General features: G+C 62.6%; 17 protein-coding genes. 2 read left to right on the plus strand and 15 right to left on the minus strand.

All coding sequences use genetic code 11. The features are described 5' to 3' along the window. Positions 1–3: 3 nt before the first annotated feature. The 6 genes from NKJ15_RS03230 to gcvA all read right to left on the minus strand — a co-directional run bounded on the left by NKJ15_RS03230 (position 4) and on the right by gcvA (position 6,084). The gene (locus NKJ15_RS03230; RefSeq protein ID WP_352814024.1) at positions 4–774 is read right to left on the minus strand and encodes an L-iditol 2-dehydrogenase; all 771 of its coding nucleotides are present in this window, start codon (positions 772–774) and stop codon (positions 4–6) included. Then, positions 771–1,775 (minus strand): ABC transporter ATP-binding protein, encoded by a 1,005-nt coding sequence (locus NKJ15_RS03235; protein ID WP_023676991.1) that lies wholly within the window; start codon positions 1,773–1,775, stop codon positions 771–773. Before NKJ15_RS03235 ends, NKJ15_RS03230 begins: the two co-directional genes overlap by 4 nt. 51 nt (positions 1,776–1,826) lie before the next feature. Next, positions 1,827–2,651, minus strand: coding sequence for a carbohydrate ABC transporter permease (locus tag NKJ15_RS03240; RefSeq protein WP_023676992.1), 825 nt, complete (start codon positions 2,649–2,651; stop codon positions 1,827–1,829). Positions 2,652–2,662: 11 nt separating this feature from the next. Then, on the minus strand, positions 2,663–3,535 hold the full coding sequence (locus NKJ15_RS03245) for a carbohydrate ABC transporter permease (protein WP_023676993.1): 873 nt from the start codon (positions 3,533–3,535) through the stop codon (positions 2,663–2,665). Positions 3,536–3,649: 114 nt separating this feature from the next. Continuing rightward, the gene (locus tag NKJ15_RS03250; RefSeq protein ID WP_352814026.1) at positions 3,650–4,960 is read right to left on the minus strand and encodes an ABC transporter substrate-binding protein; all 1,311 of its coding nucleotides are present in this window, start codon (positions 4,958–4,960) and stop codon (positions 3,650–3,652) included. A gap of 212 nt (positions 4,961–5,172) precedes the next feature. After that, a complete protein-coding gene (gene gcvA, locus NKJ15_RS03255) occupies positions 5,173–6,084 on the minus strand; it encodes a transcriptional regulator GcvA (RefSeq protein ID WP_352814027.1) in 912 nt (303 codons plus the stop codon). Between the two features lie 110 nt (positions 6,085–6,194). Between gcvA and NKJ15_RS03260 the strand changes: the two genes are divergently transcribed. Beyond that, entirely contained in the window at positions 6,195–6,380 is a 186-nt protein-coding gene (locus NKJ15_RS03260; protein WP_352814029.1) for a hypothetical protein, read from the plus strand. 75 nt (positions 6,381–6,455) lie between these two features. On the opposite strand, the gene NKJ15_RS03265 is transcribed toward NKJ15_RS03260, so the two are convergent. Further along, the gene (locus tag NKJ15_RS03265; protein ID WP_352814031.1) at positions 6,456–7,415 is read right to left on the minus strand and encodes a sugar-binding transcriptional regulator; all 960 of its coding nucleotides are present in this window, start codon (positions 7,413–7,415) and stop codon (positions 6,456–6,458) included. A gap of 360 nt (positions 7,416–7,775) precedes the next feature. Here NKJ15_RS03265 and NKJ15_RS03270 point away from each other — a divergent pair, with 360 nt between their 5' ends. Further along, a complete protein-coding gene (locus tag NKJ15_RS03270; RefSeq protein ID WP_352771149.1) occupies positions 7,776–8,408 on the plus strand; it encodes an HAD family hydrolase in 633 nt (210 codons plus the stop codon). Positions 8,409–8,430: 22 nt separating this feature from the next. Here the strand turns inward: NKJ15_RS03270 and NKJ15_RS03275 are convergent, their stop codons facing one another. From NKJ15_RS03275 to ureC, 8 genes are all read right to left on the minus strand, one after another. Next, entirely contained in the window at positions 8,431–9,198 is a 768-nt protein-coding gene (locus NKJ15_RS03275) for a class II aldolase and adducin N-terminal domain-containing protein (RefSeq protein WP_352814033.1), read from the minus strand. Positions 9,199–9,280: 82 nt separating this feature from the next. After that, positions 9,281–9,922, minus strand: a complete 642-nt coding sequence (gene ureG / locus NKJ15_RS03280) for an urease accessory protein UreG (RefSeq protein ID WP_352814035.1) — start codon at positions 9,920–9,922, stop codon at positions 9,281–9,283. Next, on the minus strand, positions 9,919–10,359 hold the full coding sequence (locus tag NKJ15_RS03285) for a DUF3995 domain-containing protein (protein WP_352455921.1): 441 nt from the start codon (positions 10,357–10,359) through the stop codon (positions 9,919–9,921). The genes ureG and NKJ15_RS03285 overlap by 4 nt, the downstream gene beginning before the upstream one ends. After that, complete coding sequence (locus NKJ15_RS03290) at positions 10,356–11,045, minus strand: urease accessory protein UreF (protein ID WP_352814037.1); 690 nt, start codon at positions 11,043–11,045, stop codon at positions 10,356–10,358. The genes NKJ15_RS03285 and NKJ15_RS03290 overlap by 4 nt, the downstream gene beginning before the upstream one ends. Further along, positions 11,038–11,613 (minus strand): urease accessory protein UreE, encoded by a 576-nt coding sequence (locus NKJ15_RS03295; RefSeq protein ID WP_352474741.1) that lies wholly within the window; start codon positions 11,611–11,613, stop codon positions 11,038–11,040. The genes NKJ15_RS03290 and NKJ15_RS03295 overlap by 8 nt, the downstream gene beginning before the upstream one ends. Positions 11,614–11,670: 57 nt before the next feature. Continuing rightward, a complete protein-coding gene (locus NKJ15_RS03300) occupies positions 11,671–12,264 on the minus strand; it encodes a hypothetical protein (protein WP_352474742.1) in 594 nt (197 codons plus the stop codon). 114 nt (positions 12,265–12,378) lie between these two features. Further along, positions 12,379–13,155 carry a hypothetical protein gene (locus NKJ15_RS03305; RefSeq protein ID WP_352814039.1) on the minus strand — a complete coding sequence of 259 codons (777 nt, stop codon included), beginning with the start codon at positions 13,153–13,155 and terminating at the stop codon, positions 12,379–12,381. An 8-nt stretch (positions 13,156–13,163) separates the two neighbouring features. After that, the gene (gene ureC / locus NKJ15_RS03310; RefSeq protein ID WP_502906854.1) at positions 13,164–14,876 is read right to left on the minus strand and encodes an urease subunit alpha; all 1,713 of its coding nucleotides are present in this window, start codon (positions 14,874–14,876) and stop codon (positions 13,164–13,166) included. Between the last annotated feature and the right edge of the window lie 61 nt (positions 14,877–14,937).

Genomic DNA, 14,937 nt, shown 5'->3' on the forward strand with positions numbered 1-14,937 from the left:
CCCTCAACTCATCCACTGGCCGCCATCGACATTATAGGTCTGGGCGACGATGTACTCGGCCTCATCGCTGGCCAGGAACACCGCCATGCCGGTGAGGTCTTGCGCCGTGCCCATGCGGCCATAAGGCACGGCTTCGCCGACCAGCCTCTTCTTCTCGCCCCTCGGCCGGTTCTCGAACTTGGCGAACAAGGCATCGACATCGTCCCAATGCTCGCCGTCGACGACGCCCGGTGCTATCGCGTTGACATTGATGCGGTGTTTGATCAGGTCGAGCCCTGCCGACTGGGTGAGCGAGATGACCGCGGCCTTGGTGGCGCAGTAGACGGCAACCACCGCCTCGCCGCGGCGCCCGGCCTGGCTTGCCATATTGATGATCTTGCCGCCCTTGCCGCGGGCAATCATCGAACGGGCGGCGGCCTGCAACGCAAACAGCGTGCCGGCGACGTTGACCGAAAACAATTTGTCGTAGCTTGTCTTGGTGATCTCGACGATCGGTGCCAAGTCGAACAAAGCAGCGTTGTTGATCAAGATATCGAGGCCGCCGGCCCTGGCTTCGACCGCCTTGACGGCCTCATCGATAGACGCGAGATCGGTGACGTCGAGCTTTACCGCGTAGGCATTGCGGCCGATTTCCGAAGCCGTCTTCTCGGCGGCTTCGAGATTGATGTCGCCAATCGCGACCGTCGCCCCTTCGCGCATGTAGGCTTCGGCAAACGCCCTGCCGATGCCACGCGCCGATCCGGTAATCAGCGCCGATTTACCCCGGAGCCTCATTGCAGCATCGCCTTCCCGTCGGCGCCGAAACGATGCAGCTTGGCCTTTTCCGGCGTCAGGTAGATTGTGTCGCCGTGATGGGCGGCCAACTCGCCGTCGGCACGCACCGTCAGCTGCCCGACACCATCCGCCTGGACGTGCAAAAACGTGTCGGAGCCGAGATGCTCGGCAACCCCGACCGTCGCCTTCCAGTCGCCTGACGTCTTCGAAATGTTCATATGCTCCGGGCGGATGCCGACTGTCTTGGCGCCATATTTGGCGGCCGGCGCGCCTTCGATCAGGTTCATCTTCGGCGAACCTATGAAGCCGGCGACGAACAGGTTCTTCGGCGTCTTATAGAGCTCCATCGGCGAGCCGACCTGCTCGATATTGCCGGCATTGAGCACGACGATCTTGTCGGCCATGGTCATCGCCTCGATCTGGTCGTGGGTGACGTAGACCATGGTGGTCTTGAGCTGGTGATGCAGCTCGCTGATCTCCAGCCGCATGGTACCGCGCAGCGCCGCGTCGAGATTGGACAAAGGCTCGTCGAACAGGAAGGCCGACGGCTGGCGCACGATGGCGCGGCCGATGGCGACGCGCTGCCGCTGGCCGCCGGAGAGCTGGCCGGGGCGGCGGTCGAGGTAGTTGGTGAGGTTCAGGATCCGCGCGGCGTCCTTCACCTTCTTGTCGATGGTCGCCTGGTCCTCGCCCGCCATCTTCAGCGGGAAGGCGATGTTCTTGGCCACCGTCATGTGCGGGTAGAGAGCATAGGACTGGAACACCATAGCCAGCTTGCGCTTGGCCGGCGCCTCGCCGGTGACGTCGCGGCCATCGATGATGATGGTGCCGCCGCTGGTATCCTCGAGGCCGGCGATCAGACGCAACAAGGTGGATTTGCCGCAGCCCGACGGGCCGACGAAGACGACGAACTCTCCGTCCTCGATGACGAGATCGAGGCCGGGGATGATGGACGTCGCCCCGAAGGATTTGGAGACGTTCTTGAGCGTGATGTTTCCCATGGTTTCCTCCCCCGAAGGGCTATCTTTTCGTTTTGCGTCAGGCGATGCCCGCTACTTTACCGCACCGAATGTCAGGCCTCGGACCAGCTGCTTCTGGCTGAACCAGCCCATGATCAGGATCGGCGCGATCGCCAGCGTCGAGGCGGCCGAAAGCTTGGCCCAGAACAGCCCCTGCGGGCTGGAGAAGGAGCTGATGAAAGCGGTGAGCGGCGCGGCCTCGGTGGTGGTCAGCCGGATCGTCCAGAACGCCTCGTTCCAGGCGAGAATGATGTTGAGCAGCATGGTCGAGGCGATGCCGGGGACCGCCATCGGCGTCAGCACGTAGATGATCTCGTTCCAGAGCGATGCGCCGTCCATGCGCGCCGCTTCCAGGATCTCCCCCGGGATCTCGCGAAAATAGGTGTAAAGCATCCAGACCACGATCGGCAGGTTGATCAGCATCAGCATGACCATCAGGCCGATGCGGCTGTCGAGCAGACCGGTATCGCGGAAGATCAGATAGATCGGAAACAGCACGGCGACGGCCGGCATCATCTTGGTGGAAAGCATCCACATCAGGATGTCCTTGGTGCGTTTGCCCGGCGAAAACGCCATCGACCATGCCGCCGGTATGGCGACGAGCAGAGCCAGGATGGTCGAGCCGACCGACAGGAACACCGAGTTCAGGAAGAATTTGAAATAGCCGTTCTGCGCCTGGACCTCGGAATAGCTCTCCGTGGTTCCCGACGGGAACAGGTTGAAGCCCTGGATAGCCTCCTGCTCCGACTTGAACGAGGTGATGATCGTATAGAGGATCGGGAAGAAGATCAGCAGCGCGACGATCCAGGCGGCCGCGGTAGCAATCGTCTTGTGCTGGGTGGTGACTGCACGTGCCATCTTATCCTCCCTTATTTATCCAGGTTCTTGCCGACAGCGCGCATGGCGAAGAAAGCAACGATGTTGGCGAGAATGACGGCAATGATACCGCCGGCGGACGCCTGGCCGATTTTGAACTCCAGCAATGCCTTCTGATAGACGAGGAAGGGCAGGTTGGTGGAGGCGTAACCCGGGCCGCCGTTGGTGGTGACGAGGATCTCGGCATAGACCGACAGCAGGAAGATCGTCTGGATCAGGATGACGACGGTTATGGCGCGCGACATGTGAGGCAGCGTCAAATAGATGAAGCGGCTGATGAAGCCGGCGCCGTCCATTTCGGCGGCTTCCTTCTGCTCGACGTCGAGCGACTGAAGCGCGGTCAACAGGATCAGCGTAGCAAACGGCAGCCATTGCCAGGCAACGATGATGATGATCGCCAGGAGCGGGTGCTGCCCGAACCAATCGATCGGCTGCCCGCCGAAGAAGCGCGCAATATCGGCGAAAACCCCGTACTGCGGATGCATGATCATGTTCTTCCAGACCAGTGCTGCCACCGGTGGCATGACGAAGAACGGCGAGATGACAAGGATGCGGACGATGCCCTGTCCCCACATCGGCTGATCGAGCAGAAGGGCGAGCAGAATACCGCCAATCACCGTGATCAAAAGCACGCTGACGACGATGGTGAGCGTGTTGAGGATCGACTGCAGGAATGCCGGGTTGGAATAGAACAGCGCGTAGTTCGAAAACCCGACGAAGCCGTCGCGCATTGGATTGAGCGGGTTGTATTGCTGGAAGGAAAACCACAGCGTGAATGCCAGCGGCACAATCATCCAGACCAGCAGCAGCACCACGGATGGCGCCATCATGAAACGGGCAAGCGAACGGGTCTGCTGAGTAGCCATGACGGTCACCCTTCGAGGTCGGCCAAGTTTTTCAGCGGTGTGAAAGCTGGCCGCCCGAACTGGGATTCGGGCGGCCGTTGCCGGTCGCCATTGGCAACCGGCACCGGGAGGAGCTTACTTGATGTAACCGCCTTCGGTCATCGTCGCGGTGGCGGCGTCCTGCGCCTGCTTCAAGGCATCGTCGACGCTCGACTGGCCGGCAAGTGCCGCCGAGAAGAGCTGGCCGACGGTGGTGCCGAGACCCTGGAACTCAGGAATGGCGACGAACTGGACGCCGACATAAGGCACCGGCTTGACGGTCGGGTGCGTCGGATCGGCGGAGTTGATCGAGTCCAGCGTCATCTTGGCGAAAGGTGCTGCCTTCTGGTATTCGGGATTGGCATAGAGCGACGAGCGCGTTCCCGGCGGAACGTTGGCCCAGCCTTCCTTCGAGGCGACGAGCTCGGCATAGTGCTTGCTGGTTGCCCAGGATACGAACTTTTGAGCGGCGTCGGCCTTCTGCGTGCCGGCGGGGATGGCTAGCGACCATGCCCACAGCCAATTGCCGCGCTTGCCGAGGCCATTGTCCGGCGCCAGCGCATAGCCGACCTTGTCGGCGACGGTGGAGTTCTTCGGGTCGGAAACGAAGGAGGCAGCGACGGTAGCGTCGATCCACATGCCGCATTTGCCCTGCTGGAACAGCGCCAGGTTTTCGTTGAAACCGTTGGACGACGCGCCCTCGGGGCCGTCGGCCTTCATCAGGTCGACATAGAACTGCAGCGTGTTCTTCCATTCGGGCTGGTCGAATTGCGGCTTCCAGTTCTCGTCGAACCAGCGCGCGCCGAACGAGTTCGACATGGCGGTCAGGAAGGCCATGTTCTCGCCCCAGCCGGCCTTGCCGCGCAGGCAGACGCCGTTCACGCCGTTGGCGCGGTCGGTCATCTTGTCGGCGGCCTGCTTGATGAAGTCCCAGGTCGGTGCATCGGGCATCTTGAGCCCGGCCTTTTCCATCAGGTCCTTGCGGTACATGACGAAGGAGCTTTCGCCGTAGAACGGGGCTGCGTAGAGCTTGCCGTCGACCGACAGGCCGCCGGCTATGGCCGGGATGATGTCCTTGACGTCGTAATCGTCGCCGAGCTTGTCGAGCGGCAAAAGCCAGTTCTGCTTGGCCCAGATCGGCACTTCATAGGTGCCGATGGTCATCACGTCGTACTGGCCACCCTTGGTGGCGATGTCGGTGGTGACGCGCTCGCGCAGCACGTTTTCCTCGAGCGTGACCCACTGCAGCTGGACGTCGGGATTCTTGGCGGTGAAGTCGTCGGTCAGCTTCTGCATGCGGACCATGTCGCCATTGTTGACCGTGGCGATGGTGATGGATTCGGCATGCGCGGCGAAAGCGAGGGCGCTGGCCGAGAACAGGCCTAGGGTGAACGTGCGAAGTTTCATCAAAATTCCTCCCATAAACCAAGATGAGCATTTGCCTTGGCTTTGAGCAATTACTCACTTGCGATGAATTATGTCAAGACGGATTCGTTGCTGCAGCGCAGCACGCCGGGTCTTGTGCAGCGGCAAGCCTGGGACGTTTGCGGCATGTCTGACGAAGGATTCGGCCGGGCTGATTGGGCCCGGCGCTTTGCTCGGGCTTGCTGGGATTCAGCCTACTGGCAAGCGATCTCGCTCAGGATCCAATCGCGGAAGGCGCGGATCTTCGGCACGTTGCGTCGTGCCGTCGGATAGACCAGCCAATAGGCGTGGCCGTCGTCACCGACCAGATCAAAGGGCTGGATCAGGCGGCCGTCGGCAAGTTCGGTCTTGAACAGCGCCTTGGTAACGATCGCCACGCCGTGGCCGGCAATCGCGGCATTGGCCTCGTAGGCCTGCGCGCCCATGCTGGTGCCGGGACGCTTGGCCAGCTCCTCGACCGGCAGGCCGGCGGCGGCAAACCAGTCCCGCCACCAGATGTCACCCGGGTCGAGGATCGGCAGCCGCAGCAGGTCGGCCGGCTCCTTGACGCCGCCGATGCTTGCCGCGAGCTTTGGACTAAGGACCGGCGTGAAATCGGCCCTGAAAAGCATATGGGTCTCGACGCCCGGCCAGTTGCCGCCGCCGGAGCGGATGGCGATGTCGATATCCTCTCTGGCAAAGTCGACAACCCTGTTCGAAGTATCGACGCGCACCGCCAGCGACGGATGCGCGACCTGGAACGAACCGAGATGCTGCGCCAGCCAATTGGAGGCAAATGTCAGCAGCGTCGAAACGCAAAGCACGCCGTCGGCGCCGGTGCGCGCGGCGGCATAGGCGCCGCTCAACAGCGCGAACGCCTCGCTGACCGCGGGCGCCAGGCGCTGGCCGGGTTCGGTCAGCACGATCTGTTTTGGCTGGCGCAAGAACAGGGGCGCACCGATGCGCTCCTCCAGAAGCTTGATCTGATAGCTTGCCGCCGCCTGCGTCATGCCAAGCTCCTGGGCGGCCTTGGTGAACGAGAGATGCCGCGCCACCGCCTCGAACACCCGGATCGCCTGAAGCGGAGGAAGCTGCGAAACCAGCTGTCGTGACTTGAGCTCCGGCATAAGCCCTCCTTATGGGCAGTGATCGACGTTTGATTGGCGGCACCGGCCGGTCCTACCGATATTTCGTATTGAAGATCAATTACGCCTAGAGATAGCGAAGGCTGACGATCATGACCACAATACAGGAAAAGCTGCTTCTTGCTCCAGCCCATGGCTGGTTTTCACAATTGGCGCGGGGATTGGCAAGGCACGCGGCGCGGAAACGGGCCCATCTCGACGTCCGGGAGCTGCCGCCGCATCTGCAGCGCGACATGGGCTTTCTCGACGGCAACGATCCTTGCGGCCGGCACCAGTAGTGACGCTCGTTTTATCGGGGATTCAGATGCGTTTCGATTTCACATGATCGTTTCCGACCGCCAGCGGCTCGGAGATCATGCGCCCGCCAGCAAGGCGGCGGCGGTCCGCTCATCGGTGACGAGGCCGTTGACCAGCCGCCGGTTGACGGCGGCGAAGATGCCCGGCAGCTTGCGGTCGCCCATGGCAAGCGCGATCACCAGCGACTTTTCGCGCGACGGCAGCGGTGCCGACGACACCCGATCATTGGTGATGCCCTCGATCATGCGGCCGTCACGATCGAATACCCAGCCGACGATCTCGGCAACGCCGCCGGCCTTCTGCAGCGCCTTTAATTCACCCTCCGAAATAAAGCCGTCCTCGTAAAGCGGCGCCTTCGGGCCGAGATCGCCGATGCCGACAAAGGTGACGTCGGCCTCGGCCGCAAGCGCCAGCGTCGGCTGGATCATCGGCTGGCTGAGCAGCATCTCGCGCTCCTCGGGCGAGGAAGCGATAACCGGCAAAGGCATCGGAAACGAACGCGCCTTGACCCTGTCGGCCATGGTGAAGATGACGTTGTAGAAGGCCGCCGAGCCGTCCGGCGAGATGTTGCCGGTCAGCGATACCACCTTGTGCTGCGGGCATTCCATCGGCGGCAGTTGCTCGATCGCGGCCTTCAGCGTGCGGCCGGTGCCGATCGCCATGACGATCGGCACTGGCGACCGCAGCCGCCGTTCGATCTCGGCCGCCGCCGCCTCGGCGACGCCGATGACGGTGGAGGAAGAAGAAGGGTCGCTCGGCACCACCTCGACCAGATCAAGCGCAAAGCGCGATCTCAGCCGTGCCGCAAGGTCGAGGCAATTGGCGATCGGATGGTCGACGCGCACCTTGATCAGCCCTTCAGAGACTGCGAGCGACACCAGGCGCTGCGCCGTCTGCCGCGAGATGCCAAGCGTGGCGGCGATCTGGTCCTGGGTGTTGCCTGCGACATAATAGAGCCAGCCGGCACGCGCCGCGTCGTCCAGCCTGTTGCCGCCGCTGTCCTGCCGCGAATTCAAGTTCCTGCCTCCCAACCCCGCCGAGCATAAGAGGCGGAGCGCAGTAGTTTCGCAGGGAATGAACTTGCGCGCAATTGCCTATTGTAAGAGCAATTGCCTAGTGGTGAAACTTGGTGTTTGGAGCGAAGTGACAAGTCGACCCAGTCTCGTTGCAACAGCAAGGCTGTCGAGGTTGCACCAATCCCGGTTCTAAAGCGCGTTGCGTTCGATCGGCCTCATGCGACACGTTTTAGGTTGCTTTTTATGCATGTCGTCATCGCAAAACCGCTGCACACTTTGCGCGACATGCATTAGCGGGGACGCGGCGGTTTATCTCGTGCGCTAAACGCTTTAAGGAATTTTTTGAGAATGGAGCCTTGCATGACGCCGAAAGCGGTTTTCTGGGATATGGACGGCACGCTGGTCGACAGCGAGCCGCTGCACGAGGCGGCGCTGATTGCGGCGCTGCACAGCGTCGGCATCGCGCCGCCGGCCGACCTGCATGAGCGCGTGCTCGGCATCGCCGCATGGCCGGTCTACGAAATGCTGCGCGACGAATTCGGCCTCGACCTGCCTTTCGACGACTGGATTGTGCGCAAATACGATCACTACCTGCCGATGGCCGAAACGCTGACGCCACGCACCGGCGCGATCGAGATTTTCAATGAGCTGCGCGCGCTTGGCGTGCCGCAAGCGGTGGTGTCCAACTCGGACAGACTGATCGTCGATGCCAATCTGCGCGCCGTAGGCCTCGTATATCCCGGCATGAAGACGGTCAGCCGCAACGACGTGCGTGAAGGCAAGCCGCATGCCGAACCTTTCCTGCGCGCCGCCTGGTTGGCCGACGTCGATCCCGCCGAGGCCGTGGCGGTCGACGACAGCGTGACCGGCGCCACGGCGGGGCTGGCAGCTGGGATGAAGACGATCTTCTGGCCAGAGGTGCCCATGGAGGGGCCGCCGGGGGCGATTGTCATCAACAGCGCCGGCGAATTGCGGGCCGAACTCGGGCTTTAAGCCAGCCCCGGCGGGACCGCCCTCAACTCCGGTAGGCAGGCTCCTGCTCGTCGAGGATCGCCTTCAGTTCGGAAAGGTGGCGCTCGGCCTGGCCGGGATAGTCTTCCTGTTCCCTTGCCGCTTTCTCCGCGATCTCATCCGACAGTACCCGCAGCGACCGGCCGGTCCACAGCGCCTTGATATAGGTTTCGGCGGCGCGCTCGAAATAGAACATGCGGTTGAAGGTGTCGGCGACGCTGTCGCCGATGACCAGCACGCCATGGTTGCCCATCACCATCACCTTGACCTTCGGGTCGACAAGCAACTGGGAGCAGCGCTCGCCCTCTTCCTCGAAGGCCAGCCCGCCATAATGAGCGTCGACGACATGGCGGTTGAAGAAGATCGCCGAGTTCTGGTCGACCGGCGGCAGCGTCGAGTCGGCGAGCGAGGCAAGCACGGTGGCGTGGATCGAGTGGACATGCATGACGCAGCGCGCATGACGCACGTTGCGATGGATGGCACCATGCAGGCCCCACGCCGTCGGGTCGGGCGCATTCGGGCCGATAAGCGTGTCGGGATCATTGGCGTCGATCAAAAGCAGATCGCTCGCCTTGATGCGCGAGAAATGCACCTGGTTGGGGTTCATCAGGAATTGCGAGCCATCGTCGTTGACCGCCAGCGAAAAATGATTGGCCACCGCCTCGTGCATGTTGAGCCGCGCCGTCCAGCGGAAGGCGCAAGCGAGATCGACGCGCTCCTCATAGAACGGCAGGTTGGTCAGCACTTCCTTCTGCAGGCGGGCGATGCTCATCGTAACCTCCGTGAAGAGGCGAGGATGCCGCGCGACTGGAACGCGCGCAACCGGTTTCGTTTGGTGCAGGCGAACGCGATTGCTATGCCGCCGTGCTGGTGGCAGTGCCAGCTCTCAGCCCGCCATGCTCGACGATGAAATCGATCACCTCCTGCAGCCCCTTGCCGCGCGACAGGTCGGTGAAGCCGAACGGCCGTTTGCCGCGCATGCGGGCAGCGTCGCGTTCCATGATGTCGAGATTGACGTTCACATAGGGCGCAAGGTCGCTCTTGTTGATGACCAGGAAATCGGACCGGGTGATCGCCGGTCCGCCCTTGCGCGGAATCTCCTCGCCTTGGCAAACCGAGATGACATAGAGCGTCAGGTCGGCAAGGTCCGGCGAGAAAGTGGCGGCGAGGTTGTCGCCGCCCGATTCGATGAAGACGACATCGAGATCCGGAAATTTTTTGGTCATCTCGGCGATCGCCTGCAGATTGATCGAGGCGTCCTCGCGAATGGCGGTGTGCGGGCAGCCGCCGGTCTCGACGCCGATGATGCGATCCTCAGGGAGCGCCTGCAGCCGGGCCAGCATCATGGCGTCTTCCTTGGTGTAGATGTCGTTGGTGACGACGGCGATCGAGAACTCGTCACGCAGCGCCTTGCAAAGCTTTTCGGTGAGCGTCGTCTTGCCCGAGCCGACCGGACCGCCGATGCCGACGCGAAGAGGACCGTTGGCCTGTGTCATCTAGGGAACTCCGTGATCGCAAGAACGGCGAAGCCTGCCCCAATCAAAAGGCAGAGCGGCGAATAGTAGCGGACATCGAGCCGCGCGAAAGGCTGTTCGGGCGCCAGCCGTCGCCACCAGGGCGTGAAGCCGGCAATGCCGCGCGCCAGGAAGACCAGCGCGATGAGCAGCGCCGTGGCGGCCAGCCCGGCCTTGGGAAAGGGCGTGGCGAACACGCCTTCGAGCGCCATCGGCCACAGTGTCGCAAGGCCAAGGCAGGCGGCAACGGCGAAGCTGGCGAAGGGTGCCGGCATTTCGTCGACGCCGCGAAAGCCGATGACCGCACGAGCGCAGGAGGCAGCGTCCCTGCCCGGCCAGATGCCGCCAATGCCCCAATAGACATGCAGTGCCGTGATCAACAGCAGGACGAGCGAGAGGGCGAAAGCAAGGACGATCATGAGCGGAACAGCCGCGAATACTGGGCCTCGTGCTTCATCGCCGTGACGTCGGAGATGAAAGCGCAGCCGCCGAGATCATCGAGGGTCGAGCCGGCAGCGCGGTCGGCCGTGGCCAGGGCAAGCGGTTCGAAGGCGGCCAGTAGCGTCATCGCGGCACTCTGGCCAGCGATGCCAAGCCGGATCGCAGCCTGGACGAGATTGGAGAAGAAGGCCTGCAGAAAGGCCGCCAGGGCGTCCCGCAGCGCAATGCCGTGATCGCCGGCAACGGCGCCGACGGCAACGCAATAGGCACATTCGGCCGGCAGGCGATCCAGCACCTGGCACGGCCAGGCGATGGCCGCCTTCAGGAAAGCAGCGCCCTGCAGCATGGTCTCGGCATGGCGCTCGCGCGAGCCTGCCAGAGCTTCTGCAAGGGCGACGATTTCATCGAGATCGCCGGTTTCGCGCGCCCTGCGCCAGCTTTCGGCAAACAGCACCGCATCATTCCAGCCCGAACCCATCTCGACCAGCGTTTCCAGCCACGCGGCGAGCTCTTTGCTGTCGGCAACCAGCCCGGCATGCACGGCTTGCTCGAGACCATGGCTGTAGGAAAAGCCGCCGACCGGGAAGGAAGGCGACAGCCACGCCATCAGCCGCAACAAAGCAATATTGGAAGGCTGGGCAACGTTGGAAGGCTGGTCAGTCATGGTCATGGTCGTGCGAATGGCTATGGGAATGCGATTCGCTATGGGTATGGGAGTGCGCTTCGGCATGGCTGTGCGCATGCGCCTCGGCGTGAGAATGGCCGTGGCCGGAATAAGCGCCGCGCACCGGCTTGAATGGCTCGGAGACGTCGCTCACCGTGGCGCCCAGCCCTTCCAGCATCGCCTTGATGACATGGTCGCGCAGAATGAGGATTCGGTCAGCCTCGATGCTTGCCGCGAGATGACGGTTGCCGATATGCCAGGCAAGTTCGGCCAGATGGACAGGGCCGCCGGCACGGATATCGTACAGCGGCTCCTCGGCCGCGATGATCTCGATGTGGCGGCCATCCTCCAGCACCAGCCGGTCACCATGGTTCAAGGTCACCGGTTCGGGCAGGTCGACCAGCACCTTGTCGTTACGCACCGTTTCGATGGCGCGACGGCGCAGATGCCGCTCGTCATGGGCAAGCACCGCACTGTCGTATGGCGTGGTGGTTCCGGCTTCGCCTGCGGCCAGGACGGAGACGGCGCGCGGGAATTTGGTGAAGTCGGTGCGAATATCGAGCTTCATGTAAAAACTGCCTCTCCCAAAAAGCCTAGCCTATCGCGTCCGCCGCCCCAATGGGGCTCAGACGATCGTGTCGAAGAGCCGCAGGATGAACGATATCTGATAGACGAGCGCGCCGGCGACAAAGGCGATGTGAAAGCGGCGGTCGCGCAGCAGGATCGCAATGACGCAAAGCGCGACGAAAACCGGCGTGCGGATCAGATATTCGACGCCAAAATGGGCGAAATGCTCCGGCCCTTTCAGCAGCGTATCGATCACGTCGAGCAGATAGGTCGCCGCCAGCAGGCCGAAGAACCAGGCCCGGCGCGAATAAAAGAAATCCTCATAGCTGGTGTAGTCCAGCATCGAATCCGGAAACAGCAGCGCGCAGAGCAGGAACAGCGTGACGGCGTAGAAGATGATGAACAGGTATTTGCCGAAAGTCCAATTCTCGATCTGGAACAGGCCGAACTCCCACCACCAGAAATGCACCAGCATTAAAAGCACCGACGCAACCCAGGCGAGGTGCACGGGATAGAGCCGGTATTGGCCGGGATGCTGGACGATGCGGGCGAGCCCCGACAGCAGCCGTGTGACGCCAAGGCCGATCACCATGCCCAGGACGATGCGGATATGCGGGAAAATGTCGTGGGCGTAGGGGAGTTGCTGGTCCATAGGCCTGGCGCGGCATGTTCTACATTTGGCGTTCTAGATTGTGATCTGAAAAGTGAAAACCGGTTTCTGCTGCGCTGACCTGCCGTTCGAATCTTGAGTCCGTTGAGACCTTGGCTATTGGTGCGCCGCAAGCAGATCGGATGAAATGGATGGCGTCTGCGCCAGATACTTCGTTGCCTTGCGAAAATAGGCCAACGGCCCGGAATCGAGATACTCGCGCGCGTCCTGTATTCCCTGACCGCGCGCCTGGATGAACAGCGCCAGCGCAAAGGCGCGTTCCGCTGGCGACAGATAGCCTTGTCGCTCGAAGGACCAGCCTTGCGTGCCGGTGGCGGTGTCGCGGTACTGAGTGAAACTCGCCGCAGTGTTGGAATTGAAGATACCAAAGCCGAAGAAGGTGACCGCGAGATCGGTTGCGAACTCCTCCATCTCGGTGCCGCCCGGCGGTTCTTCAGGCACCGAGAACAGCAATGGATGACAAATCTCATGCGCGAACGTCGCAATGAGCTTCATGGGCTTGGGAACGATCGCCGGATTGTAGGCGATTGTCATGGCACCGCCCCGGGACACGGAGAAGGTCCCGGCAGGCTCCCGCGGCGCGTCCTGAAGGACCTGAAGCGGTCCCAAAACCGGATCGATTGAATCTTCCTGTGGCACGAGATTGAAGCGGGCCGCATCGATGCCAAAATATGCCGCCACCTGCCCGAAATAGTGCGATGCAGCGGCGTGCCCCTGTTCTTCAGAGGGGGTGAAAAATGCTCGTGTTGGCAAGATCAGCGAACGTTTGCGCAGCGCGGCTGCCCCGCCGAAATGCCTGAGCAGCCAACCCCAGCAATCGAGCTGCCACTCCTCGTCGTCGGCGTCCAGCGGGGAGCTTGTGCGCCAGAACACGCATCACCTCAAAACAAAAAGTACCTTTGCGCCATCGGTAGCACGGTGGCTGGCTCGCAGGTCAAGAGTTCGCCGTCGGCGCGGACCTCATAGGTTTCCGGGTCGACCTCGACATGCGGCGTGGCGTCGTTGAGCACCATCGAATGCTTGCCGATGCCGCCGCGGGTGTTCTCGACGGCGACCATCTGCTTGTCGATGCCGAGCCTGCCGCGCAGGCCGGTGTCGAGCGCGGCCTTGGAGACGAACGTCACCGACGAATTGGTCATCGCCTTGCCGTAGGCCCCGAACATCGGCCGGTAATGCATCGGCTGCGGCGTCGGGATCGAGGCGTTGGGATCGCCCATCGGGGCGGCGGCGATCATGCCGCCGATCAGCACCATGTCCGGCTTGACGCCGAAAAAGGCCGGATTCCACAGCACGAGGTCGGCGCGTTTTCCCACCGCCACCGAGCCGATGTCCTTCGACAGGCCATGCGCGATGGCCGGATTGATGGTGTATTTGGCGATGTAGCGGCGGACGCGGAAATTGTCGTTGTCGCCGGTCTCCTGCGGCAGCGAACCGCGCTGCCGCTTCATCTTGTCGGCGGTCTGCCAGCAGCGGATCGCCACTTCGCCGACACGGCCCATGGCCTGGCTGTCCGACGAGATGATCGAGAAGGCGCCGATGTCGTGCAGAATGTCTTCGGCGGCGATGGTTTCCTTGCGGATGCGGCTCTCGGCAAAGGCGATATCTTCGGGGATCGACGGCGACAGATGGTGACAGACCATCAGCATGTCGAGGTGTTCGGCCAGCGTGTTGATCGTGTAGGGGCGTGTCGGGTTGGTCGAGGACGGAATGACGTTAGGCAGGCCGCAGACCTTGATGATATCAGGCGCGTGGCCGCCGCCGGCGCCTTCGGTGTGGAAGGCATGGATGGTGCGGCCCTTGATCGCCGCGACCGTGTTTTCGACGAAGCCGGACTCGTTCAGCGTGTCGGTGTGGATCATCACCTGCACGTCGTAATCGTCGGCGACCGACAGGCAGCAGTCGATTGCAGCCGGCGTCGTGCCCCAGTCCTCGTGCAGCTTCAGCGAGCAGGCGCCGGCGAGCACCATCTCCTCGAGCGCGGCAGGCAGGGACGCGTTGCCCTTGCCCGACAGGCCGATATTCATAGGGAAGGCGTCGAAAGACTGGATCATGCGCGCCAGATGCCACGGCCCAGGCGTGCAGGTGGTGGCCAGCGTGCCGTGCGCCGGGCCGGTGCCGCCGCCGAGCATGGTGGTGATGCCCGACATCAGCGCTTCCTCGATCTGCTGCGGGCAGATGAAGTGGATATGCGCGTCGAAGCCGCCGGCGGTCAGGATCTTGCCCTCGCCGGCGATGATCTCGGTGCCGGGACCGATGATGATGGTGACGCCGCCTTGGGTATCCGGATTGCCGGCCTTGCCGATCGCGGCGATACGGCCGTCCCTGAGGCCGATATCTGCCTTGACGATACCGGCGGTGGCATCGACGATCAACGCATTGGTGATGACGGTGTCGACCGCGCCTTGCGCGCGCGACACCTGGCTCTGGCCCATGCCGTCGCGGATGACCTTGCCGCCGCCGAACTTCACCTCCTCGCCGTGAAGAGTGAGATCCCTTTCGACCTCGATGAACAGCTCGGTGTCGGCGAGCCGGACCTTGTCGCCGACGGTCGGGCCGTACATCTGCGCATAGGCGGCGCGGGTGATTTTAGCCATCAGCAATTGCTCCCGAAATACAGCCCGAAAATACCGCTTGTCGAAGCCGGGCCCCACATTG

The sequence above is a fragment of the Mesorhizobium sp. M0207 genome (genome assembly GCF_040321995.1).
Classification (GTDB): Bacteria; Pseudomonadota; Alphaproteobacteria; order Rhizobiales; family Rhizobiaceae; genus Mesorhizobium.